Genomic DNA, 25,979 nt, shown 5'->3' with positions numbered 1-25,979 from the left:
AGTTACGGCGGCCATGGCGAGAGGGAAACGCCCGGTCACATTCCGAACCCGGAAGCTAAGCCTTTCAGCGCCGATGGTACTGCCCTGGAGACGGGGTGGGAGAGTAGGACGCCGCCGGACAACCATTCCCGGAAGGGCCCCAGCACACGTGCTGGGGCCCTTCCGTCGTCGTCGTGGAGTGCCCCGCCTTTCCGCGGGGAAGCGGCCCGCACAACCGCGGAAAAGCAGGAGTGCAGGGAGGCGTCAGCGGCGGCAGCCGGGGACGAGGGTGCCGTCGAGGACGGCGCTCGCGCTCTCTGCCGCGGCGACCACCGTGGAACAGCGGCACTAGGGTTGCGCAGGAACCGCCCGAACCGGAGGAGTGCCGTGCCCCGTCGTCTGCTGCTGGCGCTCGCGGTGGTCGTGGCGCCCGCCGTGAGCGCGTGCGGCGCCGTCGAGCTGGCCGGTGAGACCCTGTCGGCCTCCGAGGTCGCCACCACCGCCGAGAACGCCCTCGAGGCGGAGGTCGGCGCCCGGCCGGACGTCACCTGCGAGGAGGGACTGGACAAGGAGGAGGGAGCGTCCACGCGGTGCACCCTCACCGCGGGCGACGACCGCACGAAGTACGGCGTCACCGTCACGGTCACCTCGGCCGAGGACGACGACACCCGGCTCGGCGTCGAGGTCGACGACGAGCCGATGGACTGACCGCTAGAGCGCCGCGGCCAGCGCCTCGAGGTCCTCCACCGTGACGTCGAGGTGCGGCGAGACCCGCAGCACGGGACCGGTCATCTCCCCGGGGGCTCGCTCGGGGCCGAGGGCGCTGAGCACGATGCCGTGCTCGGTGAGCAGCCGCGTCCGGGTGGCGACGACGTCCACACCGTCGGGCGGCCGCAGCGTCGTGGTCGCCGTCGGCTCGTCGGCGGGCTCCACCACCGTCCAGCCGGCCACCCCGTCCAGCGCGGCCCGCGTCGCACGCCCCACGCCGGCCAGTCGCGCACGGACCCGGTCGGGGCCGGCGGCCAGGTGCTCGCCGACCGCCACGATCAGCCCGATCCGGCCGGCGACGTGCCCCTCGCGGCTCTCGAACGCCCGCATGGTCGGGTCCTCCGGGGTGTCGGGCAGCACGGGGACGAGCTGGGCGGCGATCGCCGGGCGGGCGACCAGCACGCCGACCCCGCGCGGACCGGCCAGCCACTTGCGCGACGTGCCGTAGACGACGTCGGCGCCGACGTCGGCGTCCGCGTGACCGAGCGACTGGGCGGCGTCGAGGACCAGCGGCACCCCGGCCGCCCGGCACAGCGCGGCCACCTCCGCGGCGGGCTGCAGGACGCCCCGGTGGCTGGGGATGTGCGTCAGGTGCACGAAGCGCGGCGGATCGGTGCGCAGCAGGTGCTCCAGCCCGGCGAGGTCGACCCGGCCGATGCCGTCCACCGGCAGCGGCTCCGGGCTGAGGCCGTAGGCGCCCAGCAGCGCGATGTTCGGCGCGTACTCCCCCGGCAGGCAGGCCACCCGCGACCCGGCCGGCAGCCGCCAGCCGGTCAGCAGGGCGGACAGCGCCGCCCGCGCCGACTCGACGAAGGCGACGTCGGCCGCCGCCATGCCGACCAGCCCGCCGATCACCGAGCGCCCCTGTTGGAGCAGGTTCTCCGCCGCGGCCTCGGCGACGTAGCCGCCCAGCTCCGCCTCGTGCCGGGCGTGGTGGGCCGCCGCCTCCAGGGCCCGCGAGCCCTGCCGGCTGCTCGACGCGCTGTCCAGGTGCCGACCGGCGGGGCGGGGCCGGGCCTTGCGCCAGGATGCACCCAGGTCCGCGAAGGGGATCGTCACGCCGGCGGCCCCGTGCAGGGGCCCGCCGCGAGCGTGCGATTGGTGGGGGGCACGGGGTCCTTCATCTAGGCGTCGAGATCCCCCCGGGCCACCGAGACCCCCGAGTGCGTCGGATCGCCGTCCAGCGGCTCCACCGAGACGTCGAGCAGCGGGAACTCCGCCAGGTCGACGCCGGCGGGCAGCTCGACGGTCTGCCGCCCGGGCGTGACGACGCCGAGCGGGAACATCCCCTCGACCGACCGGTCGATGATCCACACCTCGTAGTAGGCGTCGTCCAGCTCCGGGGCCTCGAGCTCGAGCTCGAGCACGCGGGAGCCGTCCGCCCGCACGACGACGTCGGCCGAGCCGGAGGCGTCGGCGTCGGGCAGCGGGGCGAGCGCGACGGTGGTGACCGCCTCGCCGTCGTCGGACCCGCTCCGCTGGACCACGGCCACCGCGCCGGCGCCGACCACGGCCCCGGCCACGACTGCGGCGGCCGCCAGCAGGAGCGGGCGGCGCCGGGAGCGCAGCGGCACCACGGTGCCCCCTGCCGGCTCGTCCGGCACGCGGACGTCGGGCGCCACGGGCTCGGGCACGGCGGAGAAGGCCGGGGCGGTCCCGGCAGGGACTGCGGTGACCGCCGTGGCCGCAGCGATCGCGTCCCAGACCCGCGGCGGGGGTGCCACGGCCGGGCCGGCGGTGCTGAGCTGCGGCACGGACAGCAGATCGGGGGCCCGGCGGAGGGCGGCGATCTCGGTGCGGCAGGCGTCGCAGGCCGCGACGTGCGCCGTGTCGGCGGCGGGCAGGGGTTCGCGCAGCGCCGCGAGGGCGAGCTGCTCAGGCGTGCAGTGCTGCACCGTCCACCTCCAACCGGGTCCGCAGGCGCTCCAGTGTGCGCCGGATGTGGCTCTTGATCGTGCCCAGCGGCAGGCCGGTGCGTTCGGCGATCTGCGCGTGGGTGAGGTCCTCGAAGAAAGCGAGCTCGATGATGCCGCGCTGCGGCTGGCCCAGGTGGTCCAGCTCGTCCAGCAGCAGCACCCGGTCGGTCGCGGCCGTGTCGACGCCGGCGGTGACCGGGCCGCCCGGACGTGCCTGCGCCTCGGTCATCGCGGCCTCGGCCTCGCGGCGCTGCTTGTCGCGGCGGGCCCAGGCGTCGGCGATCTTGTGCCGGCAGATGCCCACCAGCCACGCGGGCAGGGGCGAGTCGTCGGGCCGGAAGCGCGCCCGGCCGGTCCAGGCGGCGACGAACACCTGCTGGGTGACGTCCTCGGCATCGGGGCCCGGCCCGAAGGCGCGCACGGCCATGCCGTGGATCTGGCCGGCCCACCGCGCGTACGCGTCGGCGAGCGCCTGCTCCTCGCCTGCGACGAAGCGGCGGCCCAGCTCGACGTCGTCCGGGTCGGCGCCCGCACGCGCCCCGGGTGCCTGGTCCACGGCCCAGACGCTACCCAGGTTCGTGCCGCGGACGGCCAGTGCCCCGCTCACGGGATCGGCTCCGCCACCACGACGACGTTGTCGCGGTAGCTGCGGTACTCGGGGAGGAACGGGCCGCCGCAGGTCACGACGGTCAGCCGTGGGGCACCGTCGCGGGCGAAGATCCGGTCCAGCGGCAGCGCCTGCTTGGTGATCAGCTCGCGGGAGACCACCCGCCAGCGGGTCGTCGTCCCCGCTGCGTCGGTGACGGCCACCTCGTCCCCGACGGCGGCCTCGCGCAGCGGGAACAGCGCCCCGGCGCCCTGCTCGCGGTCGTCGACGTGCCCGGCCAGGACCGCCGAGCCCGCCGAGCCCGGCGCCGGGCCGTAGCGGTACCAGCCGACGCGCGAGACGTCGTCGGGGAGCTCCATCTGGCCGTCGGCGGCGATGCCGACGGGGTCGACCAGGGCGTCGACGCCGCGCGCCGGGAGGGTCAGGCGGACCGGTGCGGGGGCGGTGCGCGCCGCGGCGGGGGAGGCGTCGCGGGTCGTGACGGGTGGGAGGGAGGCCGCGGTCCCCGCGCCGGCCTCGGCGGCCGGCGCGGGGAGGGCCTGCTCCACGGGGATGCCCGCCGCCGCGTCCGGCCGGGTCAGCACCCAGGCGGTCGGGGCGCCGACGGCCAGGGCGAGGCCCAGGACGGCGGAGGCGGCGGCGGGTCGCACGGCTGCGGTCCGGTCAGCCGCGGCTGCGGGCGAGGCGGACCGCGCCGGCACCGGCGACGGCGAGGCCGGCGACCGAGAGCGCGGCCACCGCCGGCAGCGAGCTGCCCTCGTCGGCCAGGCCGGCCGAGCCGCCCGGGACGCCGGAGGGCGACGAGTGCGTGCCGCTGATCGTCTGGACGGCGAGGTCGTAGCCGGCCTCCTGGCTGCCCCAGGCGTAGACGACCGTCGAGGTGCCCTCGGCCAGCGCCAGGTCCGCCGGGCCGATGGCCACGGTGCTGGTGCCCGCGAGGACGACGTCGGCGCTGACCGTGCTGGCGGGCACGGTGAGCGTCCGCTCGTCCGGGTTCGTCAGACCCTGGATCACCGGGGTGCCACCGGCGCGCACGTCGACGGCCGGAGCCGCGGCGGTGTGCCGGACGGTGACCCGCGCCTGGCCGGCGGGGACGGCGGAGGTGTCGTTGACGAACGGCGTCAGCGTGGGGGAGCCGTCCTCCTTGAGGTGGGCCACCACCGTGGCGTTGGCGCCGGCCGGGACGGCGACGTCGTCGGCCTTCAGCAGCGGCTCGCCGGAGCCGTCGGGGGCGTCGGCGGGGAAGAGCGCCAGGTCGTAGGCGCCGGCGGGGAGGGTCAGCGGGTCGGTGAGGGTGCCCGGCTGGAAGTCGTCGATCAGCCGCTCGCCGTTGGCGTAGACGTCGACGGGGGTGTCCGGGACGCCGTGCAGGACCGAGACCGTGGCGGTGTCCGCCGCCGTCGCCGGGGTGGCGACGAGGACCAGACCGCCGACGACGGCAGCCGCGCCGGCGGCGCTGCCGAAAGTGCGCAGGGTGCTCATGGATCGTCCTTCCAGAGGGTGGAGGTGCCTGTCACACCCTCTTTCCGGACCGCTTCCCGATCCGGATGCAGTTGAGAGCAGAACTTGTTCCCGGCCGACGCGTGGGGGGCAGGATGGGCTCGTGACCACCCGCGACCGGGATGCCGAGGGCCGTGCCCGGAACGCCCGTCCCCGGGACGCGCTCGGCCGGCCGCTGCCGCACGACGCGGTCGGCGAGCCGCGGGCGCCGGAGGGGGTCGTGCGGGCGCCGCAGGTCGCGCTGGCCGAGGCGCAGGAGCTGCTCGACGCCGGCCGGCCGTTCCACGCGCACGAGGTGCTCGAGGACGCCTGGAAGTCCTCCGTGCCCGAGGAGCGGCAGCTGTGGCGCGGGCTGGCGCAGCTCGCCGTGGGGCTCACCCACGCGGCGCGGGGCAACGCCCGCGGGGCGACGACCCTGCTGGAGCGCGGCGTGGGCAACGTCGTCCCCTACGCGGAGGCGCCGCCGCACGGCCTCGACGTCGCCGGGCTGGTCGCGTGGGGTCGGGCGCTGGCCGCCGACCCCGCGTCCGTCGCCGATGCCGCGGCGGCCGCGCCACGGCTCCGGGGCTGAGGACCGCTCAGCCGGCGCGGACCCGCGCGTAGCGGTCGAGGGAGACCTGGCGCTCGTGCGCGTGGTCGACGACCGGCTCGGGGTAGCCGTCGGGGATGCCGCCGGGCGCCGTCCACGGCTCGTGCACGTGCCGCGGGTCGAGGTCGCGCAGCTCCGGGACCCACCGCTTCACGTAGGAGCCGTCCGGGTCGAACTTCTTGCCCTGCGTGATCGGGTTGAACACCCGGTAGTAGGGCGAGGCGTCGGTGCCGGTCCCGGCCACCCACTGCCAGCCGTGCTGGTTGCTGGCCAGGTCGCCGTCGACCAGGTGCTGCATGAACCAGCGGGCGCCGAGCGTCCACTCCTGGTGCAGGTCCTTGACCAGGAACGAGGCGACGATCATCCGGACCCGGTTGTGCACGTACGCCTCGCCGAGCAGCTGCCGCATCCCGGCGTCGACGATCGGGAAGCCGGTGCGGCCGGTCTGCCAGGCGCGCACCAGCGCGTCGGCCTCGGGGCCGCTGTCGTACCCCATCCGCTGCAGCTCGGGCTTGAGGTACTCCCGCGCCGACTCCGGGCGGTGCCAGAGGACGTCGGCGTAGAAGTCCCGCCAGGCGACCTCGTCGGTGTAGCGGCGGGCGGACTCGGACTCCACCCCGGCGAGGTCGGCCACCAGCGTCCGGGGGTGGACGCAGCCGTACTTGAGGTAGGCCGACATGCGGCTGGTCCCGGCCGTCCCGGGGAGGTTGCGGCCCTCGGCGTAGCCGGTCAGCCGTTCGTCGCGGAACCGGGCCCAGGCATCCAGCGCGGCCTGCTCGCCCGCGGGCGGGAGGGCGGCGTCGACCTCGGGCGCCGGAGGCGGGTCGTCGGAGCGGACCCCGGTCCGCCAGCGGATGCCCTCGGGGGCGCCGGCCGGTGCCCGCCAGCCGTGCTCGCGCCAGGCGCGGGCGAAGGGGGAGAAGACCTGGAAGGGGGAGCCGTCCCGTTTGGTGACCCGGCCGGGGGTGACCAGGTAGGGCGAGCCGGTGCGCACCAGGGGGACGTCGTCCAGGGCGCGCTCGACGGCCTCGTCCCGGCGCCGGCCGTAGGGCCCGGCGTCGGCGCTGATGTGCACGCTCGTGGCGCCGACCTCGCGAGCGAGCTGCGGCAGCACGGCGGCCGGGTCGCCGGAGCGCAGCACCAGCGCGCCGTCGAGGTCGGCGTCCAGCGCGGCGAGGCAGTCGAGCAGGAAGCGGCGTCGCGGCTCGCCGGAGGGGCCGTAGAGGCGGTCGTCGAAGACGAACACCGGGACGACGTCGCCGTCGGTGCCGGCGGCGTCGCGGGCGGCGAGCAGCGCCGGGTGGTCGTGCAGCCGCAGGTCGCGCCGGAACCAGAGCAGCGACGTCGGCACGCGGCGAGCCTAGGAGCGCCTGCCTCCCACCGCTCGCCGGGAAGCACCCGATCGGGGACGGCGCGCCGCGCCGATCCGCGCGATCATGGTCGACGTGCCCGAGTTGCCCGAGGTGGAGGCGCTGGCCGCCTTCCTGCGCGCGAACGCCGTCGGCCGGGTCCTGACCCGGGCCGACCTGGCCGCCGTCCAGGCGATCAAGACCTTCGACCCGCCGCTGTCCGCGCTCGGTGGGCTGGAGATCACCGGCGCCGGGCGGCACGGCAAGTTCCTGGACCTCGACGTCTCCGGCGTGCACCTGGTCGTGCACCTGGCCCGGGCGGGATGGCTGCACTGGCGGGAGAACCTGCCCACCGCGCCGCCCAAGCCCGGCAAGGGCCCGCTCGCGCTGCGCGTGCACCTCGACGACGGCAACGGCTTCGACCTCACCGAGCAGGGCACCCGCAAGGGGCTGGCGATCTACGTCGTCCGCTCGCCGGCCGAGGTGCCCGGCATCGCGCGGCTCGGACCCGACGCCCTCGAGGTGGACCGGGAGACCTTCGCCGCGCTGATGGCCGGCCGGTCGGGCCAGCTCAAGGGCGCGCTCACCGACCAGACGCTGGTCTCGGGCATCGGCAACGCCTACTCCGACGAGATCCTGCACGCCGCGCGCCTGTCGCCGTTCAAGATGGCCGACAAGCTCAGCGACGACGAACTGGTCCGTCTCTTCGACGCGGCGCGCGCCACCCTCACCGAGGCGCTCGAGCGCCAGGTGGGGCAGCGGGCGGCCACGATGAAGGGGGAGAAGCGCTCCGGGCTGCAGGTGCACGCGCGCACCGGGCTGCCCTGCCCGGTGTGCGGCGACACCGTGCGCGAGGTGAGCTTCGCCGACACCTCGCTGCAGTACTGCGCGACCTGCCAGACCGGCGGCAAGCCGCTGGCCGACCGCCGGATGAGCAAGCTGCTGCGCTAGGTCACCCGAGGATCGCGCGGGTGACGGCGGACTGCTCGGTCAGCACACCGCTGATCACCGTCTGCGTCTCGTTGATCCGCTCCACCGCCGCGCTGATCGCGGCCAGCGCCGTCACCACCTGCTCGACCTGACCCTGGATCGCGGTGACCTTGGCGTCGACGTCCGTCGTCGCCCGGGCGGTCTCGGCGGCGAGCTCCTTGACCTCGTTGGCGACGACGGCGAAGCCACGGCCGGCCTCGCCCGCGCGGGCGGCCTCGATGGTCGCGTTGAGCGCCAGCAGGTTGGTCTGGTCGGCGATGCCGCGGATGGTCTTCACGACCTTGCCGATGTCGGCGCTCGACTCGCCGAGCCCGGCGATGTGCGCGTTCGCCTCCTCGGTCAGCCGCCGTCCGTCGCCGGCGACGGTGGAGGAGGTGAGCACGTTGCGCTCCACCTCGGTGATCGACTCGAGCAGCTCCCGGCCGGCGCGCTCCAGCGCGTCAGCGGCGGCGAAGCGCTCCATCGCCTGCCCGAGCAGGAAGGCCGTGTTCCGCAGGGCGTCCTCGCGGCTGGCGGAGAGGGTGAGGGTGGTGGTCGCGAAGAAGTCCATGGTGCCGACGACCTGGCCGCGCACCACGATCGGCAGGCAGACGCCGGACTTCACGCCGGCCCGCTGCGCCGCCGGTGCGCGGACGCAGTCGGTCACCTGGGCCAGGTCCTCGACGAAGACCAGGTCGCGGGTGCGCCAGGCCCGGCCGGAGAGTCCCACCCCCTCGGCGAACGAGGCGCGGAGCGTGACGTCGCGGAACTCCTGCCCGGCCGTTCCCGACTCCTGGACGAAGCGCAGGGTGCGGTCGGCGTCGTCCACCCGCCAGTAGGAGCCGTACACCCAGCCGAAGCCGTCACGGATGGTGTCGAGCGCGCGGGCCATGGCGTCCGCCGCCGACGGAGCCGCGGAGACCTGGCGGAGCACCTGGTTGACCGCCGCGGTGTCGCGGGCGGCCTCGGCCTGGACCTCGGCGGCGAGGACCCGCTCGAGCGCCTGGGAGACCAGCCGGCCGATGGCCCGCAGCGTCTCCAGCCGCTGGGGCGAGGGGGCGAGGGTCTCGGTGGCGAAGAAGTCCATGGTCCCGGTGACCTCGCCGCCCTCGAGCAGCGGGAAGCAGATGCCGCTGCGCACGCCCACCCGCTGGGCGGCCGGCGCCCGCACGCAGTCGGCCAGCTGCCCCAGGTCGGGCACGAACACGAGGTCGCGCGTCCGCCAGGCACGGCCGGCCAGGCCGACGCCCTCGCGGAAGGAGGCGGCGAGCGTGACCTGGCGGAACTCCGCTCCGGCGTCCCCCGACTCCTGCACGACGTGCAGCGCCCGGTCCTCGCCGACCCGCCAGTAGGACCCGTAGGCCCAGCCGAACCGCTCGCGGACGACCGACAGGACGGCGGCGACGGCGTCGGTGACGGTGGCGGCCTCGGCCACCACCTGCACGACGGCGGTGATGGCGGCGGCGTTGGTCTGCGCCTCGTCCGCGGCCTCGACCTCTGCGACGGCGGTGCTCCGGCGGCCGAACTGCAGCATCACGGGGTTCCTCTGCTCGTGGTCATGCCTCGGGGGTCGGCGTCGTGACCAGGGGGAAGGAGCACAGGGTGGCGCGACCACACCCGTATTGGTTGTGCGCCACGCAGTTGAGCGGTCAAACGGAACGTGAAACCCTAAAACTCGTGGGCTGCGTCACGCTCAGGCGCGCGGCAGCAGCGCCGTGAGCCGGGTCAGGGTGCGGGCGAGCACCGAGCTGCCGACACCGTCCCCGCCCGCGACGGCGCCGGTCGCATCGGCCGAGCCGACGGCGCTCCACCAGTCCCTCAGCGGCGGCGGGTCCAGGACGTCGACCCGCTCGCCGGGGCGCGGGACGACGACGGTGAGGTCGCGCGGGCGCGCCGCCGCGAGCAGCCGCTGCACCGGCTCGGGCCAGCGGTGGAAGGCGAGGTTGAACGTGGCCCAGTGGATGGGCAGCAGGACCGAGCCCCCGAGGTCGCCGTGCGCCCGCACCGCCTCCTCCGGGTCCATGTGGATGGCGTGCCAGGCGTCGTTGTAGGCACCGATCGGCAGCAGCGTGAGGTCGAAGGGCCCGAGCCGGGCACCGATCCCGGCGAAGGCGGGGGTGTAGCCGGTGTCGCCACCGAAGTAGACCCGGTGCCGGGGGCCGGTGATCGCCCACGAGGCCCACAGCGTGGTGTTGCGGTGCAGGTACCGGCCGGAGAAGTGGCGCGCCTCGGTGCAGGTGAGCGTCAGGCCGGCCACCTCGACGGCGCCGTCCCAGTCCAGCTCGACGATCCGCTCCTCGGGCACGTGCCACTTGCGCAGGTGCTCGCCGATGCCCAACGGGACGACGAACGGCGCGTCCTGCGTGGCGAGCAGCGCCCGGACGGTGGGCAGGTCGAGGTGGTCGTAGTGGTCGTGCGAGATGAGGACGGCGTCGACGGGCGGCAGGTCCTCGACCGGCATCGGCGGCTCGTGCAGCCTGGTCGGCCCGAACACCGGGGAGGGCGAGACGCGGTAGCCCCAGACCGGGTCCACCAGCACCCGCCGGCCGTCCACCTCGAGCAGCGCGCTGGCGTGCCCGAACCAGGTCACCGCGAGCTCGGCGGCGTCCTCGGGGAGGTCGGGCTCGGCCAGCGGGATCGGACCGCCCGGCAGGCCGACGTGCCGCTCCTCGTGCCACTGCCGCAGCAGCCCGTCGCGGGTGTTGGCGGGGGCCAGCGCCGGCGTGGGGAGCGTGTTGGAGAAGACCCCGTCGGCGAAGTGCGGTGAGCCCGCGACCACCGGCCGCAGGCGGCGGCGGTGGGCCCCCAGCGCCGTCGGCAGCCCCCACGCGGCGGCGGTCAGCCAGCCGACCGGCCCGGCGAGCACGGCGGCGGTGACGGCGGCACGGCGGAGGCGGGACGACACGAGTTCAGTGTCCCAGCCGCCGGCCGGGCCGGACGAGGTTCCACGTGCAACGTCACACCCCTGCTTTTCCGCGGTAAGGCAGGCTGCCTTACCGCGGAAAAGCAGGGTCAGACGGCGGCGATGGCGGCCACCGGTGCGGTGCGGGCCGCCCGGCGGGCCGGCAGCACCGAGGCGAGCAGCCCGGCCACGGTGGCGACGACGACGATCGCGGCCACCTGCAGCCACGGGACGTCGAGCACGATGTCGCCCATCTCGCCGAGCACGGAAGCTGCGCCGATGAGCCCGTAGGCCCCGCCGACCAGCACGCCGAGCACCGCCGCGACGCCGGCCACGAGCACCGCCTCCCACGCGAGCAGGCCGCGGAGCTGGCCGCGGGTGAGCCCGAGCGCCCGGAGCAGCCCGTTCTCCTGCCGCCGCTCCACCACCGAGAGCGCCAGCGTGTTGCCCACACCGATGAGCGCGATGACCACGGCCACCGACAGCAGCCCGGTGACCACGAGCAGCAGGATGTCCAGGATCTCGTCGAGCTCGATGCGCATGGTGACCAGTCCGGTCACCTGCGCCTCGGGGGCGGCCTCGCCGACGAGGTCGGTGACCTCGTCCACCGCGGCGACCTGCGCGTCCGGGTCCGACCCGGACAGCATCACCCAGACCTCGGCCAGACCGGTCGCGCCCGCCAGGGAGCGCAGGTCGCCGGCGTCGAGCAGCGGCACCTCGTCCTCGTCGGTGACCACGACCCGGAGGGCCAGCGAGCGCTCCTCGTCGGTCAGCGTCAGGGTGTCGCCGTCCCGCACCGCGTAGGCCTCGCTCGCCCACTCGGAGAGCACGATCTCCCCCGGTCGCGGCAGCACCGCCTCGTCCGTCGAGCGCATGACGGCGGCCGCGGCGGCGGCGTCCACGCCGTGCGCGTAGAACGGTTCGCCGTCGGGGTCGGTGACGTCGGCGGCGATCACCGGCGCGGTCCGGGTGACCTGCTCGAGGTCGCCGAGCGCACCGGGCAGCGAGGTGGGCAGGTCGTCGGAGAAGTCCTGGACGACGACGTCGGTGGGGAACTCCGCGTCCAGCCCCGCGGTCGCCGTCGCCCGCGTCGAGGCGGCGCCCACGACGAAGGCGCTGGTGAGCGTCACGCCGATGAGCAGCGCGGTGGCCGTCGCCGCCGTCCGTCGCGGGTTGCGGGTGGCGTTGCCCGACGCCAGCCGGGCGGGAACCCCGCCGAGGCGGGCGGCCAGCCGGCCCGCTCCCGCGACGACCGGCGGCACCGCCCGCTGCGCCAGCAGCACGATGCCGAGGAAGCTGAGCACCCCGCCGGGGAGCGCGACCAGCACCTCCTGCACGAGCGCTCCGCCGACCAGCAGCGCGGAGCCCGGGACGGCCAGCAGCAGGCCGAGCACCAGCCGGAGCAGGCCGGGGCGGGAACGCAGCGGTGCGGGGTCGGTCGGGCGCAGGGCCGCCAGCGGCGCGACCCGGGTGGCCGCCCGCGCCGGGGCCAGCGCCGCGAGCACGGTGACGACGGTGCCGACCAGCACTCCGGCGAGCACGGCGTACGGCGGCACCGCGACGCCGGAGAGCGGGATCGCGGAGTTGCTGCCCACCACGGCCGAGATGAGCGCGGCCAGCCCGATGCCCGCCGCGACACCGACCGCCGAGGAGACCAGGCCGGTGACCAGCGCCTCGCCGAGCACGCTGCGCCGCACCTGCCGGGCGGTCGCGCCCACGCAGCGCAGCAGCGCCAGCTCGCGGGTCCGCTGGGCGAGCAGGACGGCGAAGGTGTTGGCGATGACCAGCCCGGCGACGACGACCGCGACGGTGCCGAACACGAGCAGCACGGTGGCCAGCGCGGTGGCGTTGCCCATCAGGTCGGCGGCCGTCTTCTCCGCCTGCTCCTCGCCGGTCCGCACGACGGCGTCGCCGGACACGGCGGCCGCGACGTCTCCGCGGACCTGTTCGGGGGCGAACCCGGGGCCGGCCGCGATCCGCAGCTCGACCGGGTCGGCGGCGCCCCAGGCCAGCGCCTGGTCCTCGGTCACGAAGGCCCGGCCGTAGAGCCCGGCCTCGGGGTCCCCCTGCAGGTCGACGACGCCGGTGACGGTGACCTCGGCCGCCGTCGTCTCGCCGTTCTCGTCGTGGAGGGAGACGGAGAGGACGTCGCCGACCCGGGCGCGGGCGCGGTCGCTCACGGCGACCTCACCGGTGCCGGAGGGGAGCCGCCCGGTGGAGAGCTCCTGCCAGCGCAGCTGCGGGGCCTCGGCGATCGACTCGACGAAGAGGTACTGCGAGCCGGTCCGCCCGGGCACCTCGGCCTGGACGGAGGTCTCGTAGGAGGGTGCGACGGCGCCGACCGAGTCGAGCGCGGCCAGGGGTGCGACGTCGGCGGCCAGGGACTCGTAGGACGGGGAGCTGACGACGGCGGCGGAGTCGACGTACCGGGCGCCGACGGTGTCCAGGACGGTGCTGCGGGAGGTCTCGTTGAGCACCAGCGTGGCGACGACGAAGCCGACGGCGATGACGACGGCGAGCGTGGAGGCGATCAGCCGCGCGGCGTGGGTGCGCAGCTGGGCGAGGACGACGGTGCGCACCGGTCAGGCCCCCAGTCCGCGCAGCGCGTCGAGCACCGTCTCGGCGGTGGGCTCGGCCAGGTCGCCGGCCAGACGGCCGTCGGCGAGCAGGACGACGCGGTCGGCGTAGGCGGCCGCCGACGGGTCGTGGGTGACCATGACGACGGTCTGGCCGGTCTCCTTGACGCTGGAGCGCAGCAGGCCGAGGACCTCGGCGCCGGCCCGGCTGTCCAGGTTGCCGGTGGGCTCGTCGGCGAAGACGACGTCGGGGCGGGGCAGCAGGGCGCGGGCGATGGCCACCCGCTGCTGCTGGCCGCCGGAGAGCTCGTGCGGGCGGTGGCCCAGCCGCTCGCGCAGCCCCAGCCGGGCGATGACGGCGTCGAACCAGGCCGGGTCGGGGCGCAGGCCGCCCAGCTGCATGGGCAGCACGATGTTCTCGCGGGCGTCGAGCACCGGCAGCAGGTTGAACGCCTGGAAGACGAAGCCGATCCGCTTGCGGCGCAGCGTGGTCAGCTGGTCGTCGCGCAGGCTGGTCAGCGGGGTGTCGCCCAGCCAGACCTCGCCGGCGGTGGCGGTGTCCAGGCCGGCCAGGCAGTGCATGAGCGTCGACTTGCCGGAGCCCGAGGGCCCCATGATGGCGGTGAACTCGCCCGCGGCGAAGGTGACGTCGACCCCGGCGAGGGCGTGCACCGCGGTCTCCCCCGTCCCGTAGGTCTTGCGCAGCCCGGCCGCGCGGACGGCGGCGGTGGTCCCGGCGGCGCGCGGCTCGCCGGGGACGGTCATGACGGGGACGGACACTTCGGACCTCCGGTACGGGGGGAGCGGGAACGGTGATCACGCTCCCGCCCCGGCCCGTCCTCCCGCATCGGAGCGGAGGCTGGTCCTGGCGGGCCCGGTCGTGCCCCCCGGGACGGACGACGCCGTCCCCCCTCGGTCGTACGACCCGGACCTCCTGCACCGGAAGTCCGCTTCTCCGCGGAAGAGCCGGCTGCCTTTCCGCGGAAAAGCGGGTCTAGGCGTCGCGGAGCAGGTCGGCCGGCTGCACGAGGCCGGTCCGGTAGGCCAGGACGACGGCCTGCACGCGGTCGCGGGAGCCGGTCTTGGCCAGCACCCGGCCCACGTGGGTCTTCACCGTCGCCTCGCTGACCACGAAGGTCTGCGCGATCTCGGTGTTCGAGGCGCCCAGCGCCATCTGCACCAGCACCTCGCGCTCGCGCGGGGTGAGCTCGGCCAGCGCGGCGTCGTCGCCACCGCCGGGGGCCGACGCCGGCGCGCCGCGCAGCATCGGCGCGACGTGCTGCAGCAGCCGCCGGGTCGAGGACGCCGCGATCACCGAGTCGCCGGCGTGCACGGTGCGGACGGCGGACAGCATCTCCTCGGGCGGGGCGTCCTTGAGCAGGAAGCCGCTGGCCCCCGCGCCGATCGCGGCGACGACGTACTCGTCGAGGTCGAAGGTGGTGAGGACGACGACGCGCGGCGCGTCGGGCAGCGCGGTGACCTGCGCGGTCGCCTCGATGCCGTCGGTGCCGGGCATGCGGATGTCCATGAGGACGACGTCGGCCGGGGTGCCGCGCACGAGCTGCACCGCGCTCGCGCCGTCGCCGGCCTCCCCCACGACGGTGAGGTCGGGCTGGGAGTCGATGACCATCCGGAAACCGGCGCGGACCATCTGCTGGTCGTCGACGAGGAGGACGCGGATCGGGGCGCTCATCGACCTGGACCGTAGGGCAGCGCGGCGTGCACGCCGAACCCGCCGCCGTGCCGCGGCCCGGCCTCGAGTCGCCCGCGGTGCAGCTGCGCGCGCTCGCGCATCCCGCGCAGCCCCTGGCCCCCGCCGTCGGCGGCGGCCCCGTGGTCGGAGCTCAGCGCCGCCGAGGCGCCCCGGCCGTCGTCGAGCACCGACAGCTCCAGCGCGTCGGGCCGCCACTGCAGCCGCACCCAGGCGCGCGAGGCCGGGCCGGCGTGCTTGAGCACGTTGGTCAGCGACTCCTGCACGATGCGGTAGGCGGCCAGCTGCGGGCCGGCGGGCATCGGGCGCGGCTCGCCCTCGACGATGAGGTCGACGTCCAGGCCGCTGGACCGCACGTCCTCGACCAGCGCCGGGATGGCGTCGACGTCGGGCTGCGGGGCGTATTCCTCGCCGCCGCCCTCGCGCAGCACGCCCAGCAGCGAGCGCATGTCGGTGAGCGCCTGCCGGCCGGTCGCCGCGATCGCCTCCAACGCGCCGGTGGCCGCCTCGGGGTCGGCCTTCCCGGCGTACCGGCCGCCGTCGGCCTGCGCGATCACGACCGACAGGGAGTGCGCGACGACGTCGTGCAGCTCGCGGGCGATGCGCGCCCGCTCGGTCGTGGCGGCCAGCCGCATCTCCTGGTCCCGCTCCAGCTCCAGCAGCTGCGCGCGCTCCTCGAGCGCGGCCAGCTGCTCCAGCCGGGCCCGGCGCAGGTTGCCCAGCGCCCAGGCCGCGACCACCGAGACGCCGATGGCGGCCGCCGTCGGCACGAGGGAGGACGCCAGGTCGCTCCAGTACCGCGCCGCCGCCAGCACCGCCCCGGCCAGCCCGGTGGCGAGGCCGGCCTGCGAGGCCCAGCGGGGTGCGTAGGCGGCCAGCGCGTAGACCATCAGCAGCACCGCGACGTTCGCGACGAGGAAGTCCGGCGAGGCCACCAGCTCGAGCAGCCCGGCCACCACCACGACGGCGGCGGCCGGCACCGGGGCCCGCCGGCGCCAGGCCAGCGGGGCGACCAGCAGCGTGCCGAGGAGGAAGGCCGGCACCCGCTCCTGCCAGTAGGTCTCCGCCGGCACCACGACCGCGAAGAACCAGACCGCCCCGGCGAACGCGGCGTCGACCGCGAACGGATGCCGGCGCCACCGGTCGGCCGGGCGGTCGAGGGCGTCCACGGCGTCGAGCCTAGGCAGCGCCCGCCCGGATCTCGTCGTCCCCAGGAGGGAACCGCGCGTCCACCCCAGGTCTGATCAGGTCGGGTCCTCGGCCGGGTCGGGGAAGTCGAACGGCGCTGCGGGGTCCTGCCCCTCGGCGGCCACCATCGCGTCCACCGTCACGGAGCCGGCGTCGTCGAAGACGAAGGTGACGGGGATGGACTGGGACGAGCGGAGTTCACGCCCGAGGTCCTCGAGCACGATCGTCGGGGCACCTTCGGCGCCGACGTAGACGTTGTCGTCCTCGGGGACCGGGATGCTGCCGGCTCCGTCCGGGCCGGTGAGCGCGGCGTCGGCGAAGTCGGGTCCCCGGACGTCGACGAGCTCCACCGGCTGGTTGCCGCTGTTGGTGACGGCGAGGTACAGCTCGGCGTCGTCCCCCGCCGCGTGGACGCCGTCCTCGGGGAAGGCGAGCTGCACCTGGCGCAGCCCAAGGTCGTCGGTGACGTCGACGTCCGGGCCGACGGCGCCGCCGCGCACCTCCTCCCCGGGGACGTCGAGCGGGGCGTCCTCGCCGCACGCGGTCAGCGAGAGGCCGACCGCCAGGACCGCGGCGGAGGCGCGCGTGCGCGCGGACATCGGGATCCCTCCTCTGGTGCTGTGCATGCCTGAGGGGTACCCAGGGCCGTGCGGGCAGCGGCCGATGTCACCGGACCGCAACGGGATCGCAAGGAGCGCGCATGAGCTCGAGCGACGAGGAGGGCGGCGACCCGGCCTGCTGGCTGCGCCGGGTCTGCCCGGAGTGCGGCCGGATGGCCGACGAGGACCCGCCGACGACCTGCGCCGAGTGCGGCGCGCGGCTGCCGGCCGGCTGACCCGGGCTCAGGCGGCGGCCTCCCGCCGCCGGCCCAGCGCCGCGAAGTCGCACAGCGCCTGCCGCAGCGCCACGCCGCGGGCATCGGCGGGCACGTGCACCTCGTCGCGCGGGTCCAACGGCAGGCCGGGCAGCTGCAGCGCGGCCTGCGAGCGGATGTCCTCCTCGAGCACCTGCCGCTGCAGCGCCACCTGCTCGGTGAGGGTCGCGGGCGCCGGGAGCCGCTGCCCCGGGCCGGCGGCCAGGAGCAGGCAGACGTAGATGCGCGTGGAGTCGGCGTCCTCGGGCTGCAGCAGGTAGAGCAGCGTCGTCGTCGCACCGGAGTCGAGGAACTCCTGCCGGAGGCGCAGCTGGAACGGCGCGCGGTGCACGTAGGTCGTGCGCCGGCGCTGCCGCAGCGGGCGCTCGCCGGTGGCGACACCGGGGTCGACCGGGTTGTCGACCTCCTGCTCCTGAACGCTGCGGAATCCGCCGGGCTCGCGGACCAGCTCGTAGGGCCCGCTCGCGGGCAGCGCGGCCAGCGTCGTGGGGTGCACGAACGGGCCGTGCGTCGCGTCGAGGAACGTGTCCGCCAGCGGGCCCGCCGGGCCGGGGGAGCGCAGCGGCGGCAGCCAGCCGGCGACGAAGGAGCGGTCGCCGGCCTCGGGGACCTCGAGCTCCGCGTCGAGCGGCTCGGCCGGCGCCAGCCAGATGACACCCAGCCGCTCGCGGACGCCGAACGCGGGCGGCGCGGCCCGGACCGAGCCGTCGTCGTCGCGGTGCAGGGTCCAGGTGCGGCCGAGCAGGCGGACCTGCAACCAGCCACCGGGTCGCAGCTCGCGGACGAGCGCCACCGGGTGCCAGGCGTGCCCCAGCGACGGGTCGAGGTTGCCGAACACCGTGCCCCGCGGCGGGCGGGGCGCGCGCGGCGGCTCGGGTGCCGGGGCGGCCGAGGGCCGGGGCGGGGAGGTCGCGGTCCGCTCGGGGGCGATCCACACCCAGCCGTGCCGCACCTCGACCGCCCACGGGGTGGGCAGGTCGGCGCGCGGGGGCGGCGTCCCGTCGGCATCCAGCGAGGGGATCTCCGTGCAGCGGCCCTCGCCGTCGAAGCGCCAGCCGTGCGCCGGGCACTGGAGGCGCCCGTCCACGACGGCCGCCGTCGCCAGGGGCACCAGCCGGTGCGGGCACCGGGCCGGGAAGGCGCTGACCTCACCGCCGGGGCGCAGCCGGACGACGACGTAGCGCTGGTCACCGGCGGTGACCGGGACCGGTGCCGTCCCGACCTGGGCGGCGCGGGCGACGGGGAACCACCGGGGAGGAACAGCCATGAGGCATCGCAGCACCGCCGCGTTGTCGGGCGGTTACGGCTGCGGGACGGTCGTGGGTCGTCCTGGCTGGTCCAGCCCGCGTCCGCGCTCTTCCCTACGCGCGGGTAGGTCCTAGAGTGACCTGCGCCACACCCAGCCGACGGGGAGGACCCAGTGACCACACCGACCGAACGCCGGAAGCTGACGCCGGAGGAGTATCTCGCCGCGCAGAACTCACCGGAGTTCCAGGAGCTCAAGCGCAGGTTCCGGCGCTTCGCCTTCCCGATGACCTTCGCCTTCTTCGCCTGGTACCTGGTCTACGTCCTGCTCTCCACCTACGCGCCGGACTTCATGGCCACCGAGGTGTTCGGCAACGTCAACCTCGGGATCCTCCTGGGCCTGGCGCAGTTCGTGACCACGTTCGTCATCACGCACCTCTACGTGGCGCACGCGGACAAGCAGACCGACCCGATCGCCGACGACATGCGCGAGCGCCTGGAGCGGCACGACTTCGCGCCCGGGGACGCCGGTACCTCTGCGGGGACCACCGCCGGCACCACCGAGGAGGCCACCCGTGCCTGATCTCCTCGCCGCCGAGGACACCATCGGCGAGCCGGCCGTCAACATCTCGATCTTCGGCGCGTTCGTCCTGGTCACGCTGTTCATCACCTTCCGCGCCAGCCGCACCAACAAGAGCGCCGCGGACTACTACGCGGCAGGTCGCAACATCAGCGGCACCCAGAACGGCCTGGCCATCGCCGGTGACTACCTGTCGGCGGCGTCCTTCCTGGGCATCGCCGGCGCCATCGCCGTCTACGGGTACGACGGCTTCCTGTACTCGATCGGCTTCCTCGTGGCCTGGCTGGTGGCCCTGCTGCTGGTCGCCGAGCTGATGCGCAACACCGCCCGCTTCACCATGGCCGACGTCCTGGCCTTCCGGATGCAGCAGCGGCCGGTGCGCATGGCGGCGGCGATCTCCACCCTGGCGGTGTCGCTCTTCTACCTGCTGGCGCAGATGGCCGGCGCCGGCGGTCTGGTCGCCCTGCTGCTCGGGGTCAGCGGGGACGCCGCCGAGGCGCTCGTGGTGGTGCTGGTCGGCGCGCTGATGATCTTCTACGTGCTGGTGGGCGGCATGCGCGGCACCACCTACGTGCAGATGATCAAGGCGACGCTGCTCATCGCCGGCGCGTTCGTGATGACCGTGTGGGTGCTGGGCGAGTACGGGTTCAACCTGTCCTCGCTGCTGGGCGGCGCGCAGGACGTCGCCGTCGAGGGCCGCGACGTCCTCGCCCCCGGTGCGCAGTACGGCGCGACGGACACCTCGAAGCTGGACTTCGTCTCGCTCGGCCTGGCCCTGGTCCTGGGGACGGCAGGGCTGCCGCACGTGCTGATGCGCTTCTACACGGTGCCCACCGCCAAGGACGCCCGGCGCTCGGTGGTCTGGGCGATCTGGCTGATCGGCATCTTCTACCTCTTCAGCCTGGTGATCGGCTACGGCGCCGGTGCCCTGGTCGGGCCGGGGGAGATCCTCGCCGCCCCGGGTGCGGTCAACGCCGCGGCACCCCTGCTGGCCTTCGAGCTGGGCGGCACGGTGCTGCTCGGCATCATCGCCGGCGTCGCCTTCGCCACGATCCTGGCGGTGGTGGCCGGCCTGACGATCACCGCCTCGGCCTCGTTCGCGCACGACGTCTACGCGTCGGTGATCAAGCGGGGCAACGTGCCGCCCAACGGCGAGGTGCGGGTCGCCCGCATCACCGCCGTCGTGATCGGGGCCATCTCGATCGGGCTGGGCATCCTCGCGCTGCAGGCCGGCATCAACATCGCGTTCCTGGTGGCGCTGGCGTTCGCGGTGGCGGCCTCGGCGAATCTGCCGACGATCCTCTACACGCTGTTCTGGAAGAACTTCACGACCCAGGGCGCGCTGTGGTCGATCTACGGCGGGCTGATCGCCTGCATCGGGCTGATCATCTTCTCGCCCGTGGTGTCGGGCGCGCCGGTGAACGAGCTGACCGGGAAGAGCACGTCGCTGATCCAGGACGTCGACTTCTCCTGGTTCCCGCTGAACAACCCGGGCCTGGTCTCGATCCCGCTGTCGTTCTTCCTCGGCTGGCTCGGGTCGAAGCTGTCGAAGGAGGAGCCCGACGAGCTCAAGAACGCCGAGCTCGAGGTGCGCGCCTTCACCGGCATCGGGGCGGAGAAGGCCGTCCAGCACTGACGACGGCGCCGTGCCGGGATCAGCTCACCTGATCATCGAGCGTCCTCCCTCACCTCCCACGGTGAGGGAGGACGCTGCACGCTCAGGTCCGCTGATCGTCGGGCGCCCGGGACGGGGTCAGGCGGCGGCAGCGGGGGCGACGGCGGGTTCGGACGGCAGGACGGCGTCCACGGCGTCGGCGCCCGCCGCGACGGCCAGCGGGACCGGGGCGGCAGCGGGACGGCGGCTGCGCAGCGTCCAGCGGGCGACCAGCCCCGCGAGGACGACGAGGCCGGCGAGGGTGTGCGCGCCGGGATGGGCGAGCGCCACCGCGACGGCCGCGGCGTGGACGACCGAGAGCAGCACCGCGGGAACGGGCAGGTGCGGGAGATGCAGGTGCACGGCAGGACCTCCGGGGCGGGCGTCCCGCCGGCCGGCGACCGGGCCCTGTGCGGCCCGGTCGCCGGCGCGGCGACGGCGCGGTGGAACGGGGGGAGCAGACCCGGAGGGCCTACTTGAGGAGGTCCTTGGCCTTCTGGAGCATGGTCTGGGCGTCGGTCTGCGGCGTCGCGTACAGGCGCGGGTCACCCGGGGGCAGGATCGGCGCGTCCGCGGTGGCCTCGATGGGGCGGGCCGCGTACTCGGCCCGGCCGTCGTAGGACGGGCCGCTCGCCCAGCGCCCGGAGGCGGCCAGCGGGCCGTCGGAGGCGTCGATGAACGTGTAGCCGAGGTCGCCGATCTCGTCCGTCAGCGGGAACGCCTCGGGTACCGGCACGCCCTCCAGGCCGTCCTCCTTGAGCTCCTCGAGCGCGTGCAGCCACTGCTGCTGGTGGTAGTGGTCGCGGGTGATGAGGAACCGCAGCATGTCCTTGACGCCCGGGTCGTCGGTCATGTTGTAGAGCCGGGCGACCTGCAGCCGGCCCTGCATCTCGGCCGTGGCGTTGTACATGAAGTCGGCGTACAGGTTGCCGCTGGCGGTGACGTAGGCGCCGGTCCAGGGGTTGCCCATGCTGTCCATGTACGACGCGCCGGCGCCGTTGACGATCGGGTGCTGCGGGTTGTGCTGGCCGTAGCCCGCCGCCGCCTCCTTGGTGCGGTCGGCGGCGTCCGGCTTCAGCGGGATGTGGTCGAGCAGCCGGTCGATCATCGTCACGATCATCTCGACGTGGGCCAGCTCCTCCGTGCCGATCGCGAGGAGCAGGTCCTTGTACTTGCCGGGCAGCCGGCAGTTCCAGCCCTGCAGCAGGTACTGGGTGGCGACGGTCATCTCGCCCCACTGACCGCCGAGGACCTCCTGCATCTTGCGGGCGAAGTCCGGGTCGGGCCCGTCGGGCTTGGCCTCGTACTGCAGGGCGTGGGTGTGCGTGAACATGCGGGCTCCCTGGTGCGTCGTCGCGCCGCCGCCGATGCGGTGGCACCAGGGATCTGCCCGCCCCCGCTGGCCCGCCCGTGCCGTCCCGTGGCCCGCCGGTGCCAATGTGCCGGAGGCACGGTCGTGGCGAGTGGGGCCCGGAGGGTTGCACGCAGCCGCGACGGACGCGCTCGTCGCAGGCCGGGACGGCTCCTGGCCGCGGTGTCGTCCGGAGGACGACGATGTCATCGGTCGGGGAGCGCGACGGTCAGCGTGAAGAGCCCGCCGTCGTCGTCCCACGTCAGGCAGCCGCCCAGCTCGTGGGTCTGCCGCTGCACCGACCACAGGCCCAGGCCGGTGAGGTCCAGCGGCGGACGGGTCTGCCGCAGGTGCCCGACCACCCGGTCGACCGGGACTCCTGCCTGGGTCACCGACAGGCGCACCCAGCCGCCGCGGAGCGTGATCCGCAGGCCTACCGGGCGGCCCCCGCCGTGCCGGTGCGCGTTCTCCAGCAGGTTGGTGAGGATCCGCTGGACGCGGGCGTCGGCGACGGGGACGTCCCCGGCTCCGTCGAGCACCTCCACGGCCAGCTGCGCCCGCGGGAGCCCGGCGGCGCCGACCGCCGCGACGACGACGTCGCGGAGCAGCCGCGGACCGGTGCGGCGGACCGCGCCACCCGTGGCGTCCGCCGTGCGCAGCATCGAGGACAGCTGCGCGGTCTGGGCACGCGCGAGGTCGAGCAGCTCCCGAGCGCGGTCGGGCGGGCCGTCCAGCGACCCCAGCGCCGCCTCCAGCGACGCCAGGGGGCTGCGCATGTCGTGGCAGAGGGCGCGCAGGACGGCGTCCTCGGGCGTGGGCTCGTCGCCGGCGTCGACGGCCGGCCGGCGGCGCGGCAGGTGGGTGCGGAGCACCCGGGTGAGGTCGGTGAGCAGGGCGCGGATCGGGCGGGACATCGGTGCGTCAGCAGCGAGCGTCATGGGCAGTTCTCCCGGAGAGCCGGTCGACAGCGCCCGGCACGCGGCGGTCGACGGGAGGGTGATGTCGGAGACCGACGGCGCGCTCGCTGCTGAACGCGGGACCCCGGTGGACGTGGTCGTCGTCGACGACCACCCCCTCTTCACCCGGGGGCTGAGCCTGCTCCTGCCGGGCCTGAGCGGCGGCAGGGTGCGCGTGGTGGGGACGACGGACGACGCCTCGGCGGCGGCCGCGCTCGTGCGCCGGCACCACGCCGACGTCGCGATCGTCGACCTGCACATGCCGCCGCCCGGCGGGACCAGGGCGATCGCGGCGATCCGCCGGGCGGACCCGATGGTGCGGGTGGTGGCGCTGTCCGGGCTGGCCGAGGCCGACGCCGCGATCGAGGCGCTACGAGCCGGCGCGGCGGGGTTCCTGCCCAAGACGGCCGACCCCGAGTCGCTCGTGCGGCCGCTGCTGGCGGTCCTCGACGGCTGGTCGGTGGTACCCGAGGCGCTGCTGCGCCAGCTGCTGGAGGAGGCGACGCCGGCCGGCGAGCAGGGCATCGCCGACCAGCTGACCGCCGACGAGCGCCGGTTGTGGCGGCTGGTCGCCGAGGGCGTCAGCACGGTCGAGATCGCGACGACGCTGCACGTCTCGGAGCGGACGACGAAGCGGCTGGTGGCCCACCTGCTCCGGCGGCTGGACGTGACCACCCGGGTGGAGGCCGCCGCGCTGGCCGGCCGCGTCGGCCTCGAGAAGGGCCCCGGGCACACCCGCGCAGCGGGGGGCTGGGCCGGGTGAGCGGGGCGCGACCTCATCGAGGGCCCCGCTACCCGCTCAGGTGACCCTCACTCCTGGTTCCGGAACGGTTCGTCACGCGTTCGCCTGCGGGTCGTGGGGGACGGCGCCGCTCGGCAGCAGCTGCGCGGCCCACGGTTCCGACGCGGCGACCGCGAAGGCGGCGACCTCGTCGGCGGCGAGGTCGAGCGCGATGTAGCCGCCGCGGCCGGCACCCACGCAGGCGACGGCGGAGGCCAGCCCGGCCCGCCGCTGGAACCAGGACTGCCTCACCTGCCAGCCGACCACGGCCCGCCGCTCCAGCACGGCCCGTTCGCGCACCAGCCAGCCGACGCGCACGGCGAAGGTGCGGGGCCCGGTCGCGTGGCCGAGCGAGGCGTACCGGCCCAGGCCGAGGGGGACGCCGAGGACGCTGAGCACGACGCCGGCGACCAGCAGCGGCCACCAGCCGGAGGTGGCCGTGAGCACCGCGCCGCCGGCGGTCACCAGCAGACCGGCGGCGACCGCGCGCGTGATCCGCCGGCGACGGGCCGCCGGAGGGTGGGCCACCAGCGGCCCGGGGTCCTCGACCAGGCGCCGGCTCAGGTCCTCCGCCGCCGCGCGCGGCCCCAGCGGCAGCAGCTGCCCGCGGCGCTGGGCGTCCCCGAGCCCGGTGACCAGGGCGTTGACCCGCGCGGCGCCGACCAGCCGCATGCCGGCGCCGTCGGCCACCGCGACGCCGCGGATCCGGTCGACCTCCAGCTCGGTGTGCCGCCGGGTGAGCAGGCCGCGCACCGCCACCAGCGAGTCCCCGCGCCGGACCAGCCGGAACCGCCAGTTGACGACGGCCGCGCCGATGACCGCGCCGGCGGCCAGCAGCACCAGCGCGATCGCGATGGAGGCGACGACGAGGCCGGGGGTCACCGCGGGGCCGTCCACGTCGGGCAGCACGCTGTCGGGGACCTCCTCCAGCACCCGGGACAGCGCGCCGACCGCCGCCAGCGGGACGGCGAGGTAGCCCCCCACCAGCGGCGCGTACAGCAGCCAGCGGTTGTCGAAGCGGGCGAAGGTCTCCTCGGGCTGCTCGACGGGCGCCGGTCGCGCGGCGCCGTCCCCGGACGGCGGCTGCGGCAGGCGGCTGCGCTTGGTGAGCACCGCGGTGCGGAGCCGGTCGCCCTCGACGCGGGGGAGGCCGTCGATGAAGACCTCCTCGTCGCTGCTGCCCGTGCCGCCGGCCGCGGCGTCGATGCGCACCCGGACCAGGCCCAGCAGCCGGTGCAGGGGGGGTGCCTCGATCTCCACGCCGCGGATCCGGTCGTTGGGGACGGTCCGCACGGAGCGGGACACCAGGCCGCGCGTGACGACGACGGAGCTCGGGCCGTCCAGGTAGCTGAACCGCCACCAGGACAGCGCCGCCGTCGCCAGGGAGACCAGGGTGACCGCCACGACCAGGCCGACCACGGTCCACCGGCCGCCGCCCAGGCCGATCGCGGCGAGCGCCGGGATCGCGTAGGGGACCAGCCGCCGGGCCTGCCGGAAGGTGACGGTGTGGACCAGGACGACCCGCGGCGACGTCCGCCGGGCGAGCGGCGGGGCGACGGGCGGAGCGGGGGCCGGCTCGCTCACGTGGCCTGGTCCCGCACCCGCTCGGCGCGGGCGGCCAGGTCGTCGGCGACCCGCTGCGCCATCCCGTGCTCGAGGTGCCAGATGCGCACGGTGCCCTGGCTGGAGGCGGTGAAGACGGCGACGGTCGCCAGCCCGAAGACCTGCTGCAGCAGCCCGCGGGTGACGTCGACGGTCTGGATGCGGGAGACGGGGACCAGCGTCCAGGTCTGGCTCAGCCAGCCGGTGCGCGTGGAGGCGACCTCGTCGGTGACCTCCCACCGGTAGGTGCGGTGCTTGAACCGCGGGCGGACGCCGATCGCGACGACGGCGTAGAGGACCAGCGCGATCGGGGCGGCCCAACGCAGCAGCGGGAGCGGGCCACCGGCGTCCGAGGGCACGAAGACCAGGAAGGCGCCGACGCCGAGGGCCAGGAACAGCGTGCTGATCACGCTCTCGGCGACCCACAACCCGATCGCGGACCGGGGCAGCGACCAGGCGGGCTCCCGCACAGGAGTGGAGGCGGTGATCATCGTGGGCCATCCTCGCAGTCCGCGGCCGCCGGGCGCCCCGTGCCACGATGGAGCGCGTGATGCCGCAGCAGGTTCCCACCGTGTCCGTCAGCGACCTGCCCGAGGACGCCGTGATCCTCGACGTCCGCGAGGACGACGAGTGGGTGCACGGCCACGTCGAGGGCGCCACCCACATCCCGATGGGCCAGGTGCCGTCGCGGCTGGACGAGCTGCCCGAGGGTGACCCGCTCTACGTCACCTGCCGCAGCGGCGGGCGCTCGGCGCGGGTGGCCGCGTGGCTGAACCAGAACGGGTTCGACGCGGTCAACGTCGCCGGCGGCATGGGTGACTGGGAGGCCGCCGGCCGCCCCATGGTGAGCGAGACCGGCCAGCCGCCGTTCGTCAGGTAGCC

The 25,979-nt window shown here is 75.4% G+C and carries 27 protein-coding genes and 1 rRNA gene; 9 read left to right on the top strand and 19 right to left on the bottom strand.

The annotated features are described in order from the left end of the window. The first annotated feature begins 3 nt into the window (after positions 1–3). Positions 4–120, top strand: a 5S ribosomal RNA gene (rrf, locus tag ACI79H_RS04140). Positions 121–366: 246 nt separating this feature from the next. Continuing rightward, positions 367–687, top strand: coding sequence for a DUF4333 domain-containing protein (locus ACI79H_RS04135; protein WP_456553097.1), 321 nt, complete (start codon positions 367–369; stop codon positions 685–687). A 3-nt stretch (positions 688–690) separates the two neighbouring features. Here ACI79H_RS04135 and egtE read toward each other — a convergent pair whose 3' ends face one another. From egtE to ACI79H_RS04110, 5 genes are all read right to left on the bottom strand, one after another. Further along, entirely contained in the window at positions 691–1,806 is a 1,116-nt protein-coding gene (gene egtE / locus ACI79H_RS04130; RefSeq protein ID WP_456553096.1) for an ergothioneine biosynthesis PLP-dependent enzyme EgtE, read from the bottom strand. A 65-nt stretch (positions 1,807–1,871) separates the two neighbouring features. Next, positions 1,872–2,642: an anti-sigma factor gene (locus ACI79H_RS04125; RefSeq protein ID WP_456553095.1), complete on the bottom strand. Its 771-nt coding sequence runs from the start codon at positions 2,640–2,642 to the stop codon at positions 1,872–1,874. Continuing rightward, positions 2,623–3,219: an RNA polymerase sigma factor gene (locus ACI79H_RS04120; RefSeq protein ID WP_456553094.1), complete on the bottom strand. Its 597-nt coding sequence runs from the start codon at positions 3,217–3,219 to the stop codon at positions 2,623–2,625. Before ACI79H_RS04120 ends, ACI79H_RS04125 begins: the two co-directional genes overlap by 20 nt. Before the next feature lie 47 nt (positions 3,220–3,266). Next, entirely contained in the window at positions 3,267–3,920 is a 654-nt protein-coding gene (locus tag ACI79H_RS04115; RefSeq protein WP_456553093.1) for a class F sortase, read from the bottom strand. Between the two features lie 13 nt (positions 3,921–3,933). Continuing rightward, on the bottom strand, positions 3,934–4,752 hold the full coding sequence (locus ACI79H_RS04110) for a DUF4397 domain-containing protein (protein ID WP_456553092.1): 819 nt from the start codon (positions 4,750–4,752) through the stop codon (positions 3,934–3,936). 121 nt (positions 4,753–4,873) lie between these two features. On the opposite strand from ACI79H_RS04110, the gene ACI79H_RS04105 reads away from it, so the two are divergent. Beyond that, entirely contained in the window at positions 4,874–5,341 is a 468-nt protein-coding gene (locus ACI79H_RS04105) for a DUF309 domain-containing protein (RefSeq protein WP_456553091.1), read from the top strand. Positions 5,342–5,348: 7 nt separating this feature from the next. On the opposite strand, the gene ACI79H_RS04100 is transcribed toward ACI79H_RS04105, so the two are convergent. Continuing rightward, the gene (locus tag ACI79H_RS04100) at positions 5,349–6,710 is read right to left on the bottom strand and encodes a cryptochrome/photolyase family protein (RefSeq protein WP_456553090.1); all 1,362 of its coding nucleotides are present in this window, start codon (positions 6,708–6,710) and stop codon (positions 5,349–5,351) included. A gap of 94 nt (positions 6,711–6,804) precedes the next feature. Between ACI79H_RS04100 and ACI79H_RS04095 the strand changes: the two genes are divergently transcribed. Continuing rightward, positions 6,805–7,659, top strand: a complete 855-nt coding sequence (locus ACI79H_RS04095) for an Fpg/Nei family DNA glycosylase (RefSeq protein WP_456553089.1) — start codon at positions 6,805–6,807, stop codon at positions 7,657–7,659. 1 nt (position 7,660) lies between these two features. Here the strand turns inward: ACI79H_RS04095 and ACI79H_RS04090 are convergent, their stop codons facing one another. The 7 genes from ACI79H_RS04090 to ACI79H_RS04060 all read right to left on the bottom strand — a co-directional run bounded on the left by ACI79H_RS04090 (position 7,661) and on the right by ACI79H_RS04060 (position 16,653). After that, positions 7,661–9,211, bottom strand: a complete 1,551-nt coding sequence (locus ACI79H_RS04090) for a GAF domain-containing protein (RefSeq protein ID WP_456553088.1) — start codon at positions 9,209–9,211, stop codon at positions 7,661–7,663. Positions 9,212–9,370: 159 nt separating this feature from the next. Further along, positions 9,371–10,582, bottom strand: a complete 1,212-nt coding sequence (locus tag ACI79H_RS04085; RefSeq protein ID WP_456553087.1) for an MBL fold metallo-hydrolase — start codon at positions 10,580–10,582, stop codon at positions 9,371–9,373. Between the two features lie 107 nt (positions 10,583–10,689). After that, positions 10,690–13,158, bottom strand: a complete 2,469-nt coding sequence (locus tag ACI79H_RS04080) for an FtsX-like permease family protein (protein ID WP_456553086.1) — start codon at positions 13,156–13,158, stop codon at positions 10,690–10,692. 3 nt (positions 13,159–13,161) lie between these two features. Then, on the bottom strand, positions 13,162–13,935 hold the full coding sequence (locus tag ACI79H_RS04075; protein ID WP_456553085.1) for an ABC transporter ATP-binding protein: 774 nt from the start codon (positions 13,933–13,935) through the stop codon (positions 13,162–13,164). Positions 13,936–14,149: 214 nt separating this feature from the next. Further along, positions 14,150–14,848 carry a response regulator gene (locus ACI79H_RS04070; protein ID WP_456553084.1) on the bottom strand — a complete coding sequence of 233 codons (699 nt, stop codon included), beginning with the start codon at positions 14,846–14,848 and terminating at the stop codon, positions 14,150–14,152. Beyond that, positions 14,845–16,035 carry a sensor histidine kinase gene (locus ACI79H_RS04065; RefSeq protein WP_456553083.1) on the bottom strand — a complete coding sequence of 397 codons (1,191 nt, stop codon included), beginning with the start codon at positions 16,033–16,035 and terminating at the stop codon, positions 14,845–14,847. The genes ACI79H_RS04070 and ACI79H_RS04065 overlap by 4 nt, the downstream gene beginning before the upstream one ends. Before the next feature lie 75 nt (positions 16,036–16,110). Then, complete coding sequence (locus ACI79H_RS04060) at positions 16,111–16,653, bottom strand: hypothetical protein (protein WP_456553082.1); 543 nt, start codon at positions 16,651–16,653, stop codon at positions 16,111–16,113. A 101-nt stretch (positions 16,654–16,754) separates the two neighbouring features. On the opposite strand from ACI79H_RS04060, the gene ACI79H_RS04055 reads away from it, so the two are divergent. Further along, the gene (locus ACI79H_RS04055) at positions 16,755–16,889 is read left to right on the top strand and encodes a hypothetical protein (protein ID WP_456553081.1); all 135 of its coding nucleotides are present in this window, start codon (positions 16,755–16,757) and stop codon (positions 16,887–16,889) included. A 7-nt stretch (positions 16,890–16,896) separates the two neighbouring features. Here ACI79H_RS04055 and ACI79H_RS04050 read toward each other — a convergent pair whose 3' ends face one another. Next, positions 16,897–18,195, bottom strand: coding sequence for a Rieske 2Fe-2S domain-containing protein (locus tag ACI79H_RS04050; protein WP_456553080.1), 1,299 nt, complete (start codon positions 18,193–18,195; stop codon positions 16,897–16,899). A gap of 153 nt (positions 18,196–18,348) precedes the next feature. On the opposite strand from ACI79H_RS04050, the gene ACI79H_RS04045 reads away from it, so the two are divergent. Both ACI79H_RS04045 and ACI79H_RS04040 read left to right on the top strand, forming a co-directional pair. After that, on the top strand, positions 18,349–18,756 hold the full coding sequence (locus ACI79H_RS04045) for a DUF485 domain-containing protein (protein ID WP_456553079.1): 408 nt from the start codon (positions 18,349–18,351) through the stop codon (positions 18,754–18,756). Continuing rightward, positions 18,749–20,389, top strand: a complete 1,641-nt coding sequence (locus ACI79H_RS04040) for a solute symporter family protein (protein WP_456553078.1) — start codon at positions 18,749–18,751, stop codon at positions 20,387–20,389. Before ACI79H_RS04045 ends, ACI79H_RS04040 begins: the two co-directional genes overlap by 8 nt. A gap of 117 nt (positions 20,390–20,506) precedes the next feature. On the opposite strand, the gene ACI79H_RS04035 is transcribed toward ACI79H_RS04040, so the two are convergent. The 3 genes from ACI79H_RS04035 to ACI79H_RS04025 all read right to left on the bottom strand — a co-directional run bounded on the left by ACI79H_RS04035 (position 20,507) and on the right by ACI79H_RS04025 (position 22,696). Further along, positions 20,507–20,770, bottom strand: a complete 264-nt coding sequence (locus ACI79H_RS04035) for a hypothetical protein (protein ID WP_456553077.1) — start codon at positions 20,768–20,770, stop codon at positions 20,507–20,509. 109 nt (positions 20,771–20,879) lie between these two features. Further along, a complete protein-coding gene (locus tag ACI79H_RS04030) occupies positions 20,880–21,740 on the bottom strand; it encodes a manganese catalase family protein (RefSeq protein ID WP_456553076.1) in 861 nt (286 codons plus the stop codon). A gap of 224 nt (positions 21,741–21,964) precedes the next feature. Then, the gene (locus tag ACI79H_RS04025) at positions 21,965–22,696 is read right to left on the bottom strand and encodes a sensor histidine kinase (RefSeq protein WP_456553075.1); all 732 of its coding nucleotides are present in this window, start codon (positions 22,694–22,696) and stop codon (positions 21,965–21,967) included. On the opposite strand from ACI79H_RS04025, the gene ACI79H_RS04020 reads away from it, so the two are divergent. Next, positions 22,695–23,477, top strand: a complete 783-nt coding sequence (locus ACI79H_RS04020) for a response regulator (RefSeq protein WP_456553074.1) — start codon at positions 22,695–22,697, stop codon at positions 23,475–23,477. The genes ACI79H_RS04025 and ACI79H_RS04020 overlap by 2 nt on opposite strands. A gap of 72 nt (positions 23,478–23,549) precedes the next feature. Here ACI79H_RS04020 and ACI79H_RS04015 read toward each other — a convergent pair whose 3' ends face one another. Continuing rightward, on the bottom strand, positions 23,550–25,079 hold the full coding sequence (locus ACI79H_RS04015) for a PH domain-containing protein (protein WP_456553073.1): 1,530 nt from the start codon (positions 25,077–25,079) through the stop codon (positions 23,550–23,552). After that, positions 25,076–25,588 carry a PH domain-containing protein gene (locus ACI79H_RS04010; RefSeq protein WP_456553072.1) on the bottom strand — a complete coding sequence of 171 codons (513 nt, stop codon included), beginning with the start codon at positions 25,586–25,588 and terminating at the stop codon, positions 25,076–25,078. The genes ACI79H_RS04015 and ACI79H_RS04010 overlap by 4 nt, the downstream gene beginning before the upstream one ends. Before the next feature lie 80 nt (positions 25,589–25,668). Here ACI79H_RS04010 and ACI79H_RS04005 point away from each other — a divergent pair, with 80 nt between their 5' ends. Then, positions 25,669–25,977, top strand: coding sequence for a rhodanese-like domain-containing protein (locus ACI79H_RS04005; protein ID WP_456553071.1), 309 nt, complete (start codon positions 25,669–25,671; stop codon positions 25,975–25,977). Positions 25,978–25,979: the final 2 nt, after the last annotated feature.

It is taken from the genome of Blastococcus sp. SYSU D01042, from assembly GCF_054050515.1.
This window is presented reverse-complemented; position numbering and strand designations above follow the sequence as displayed.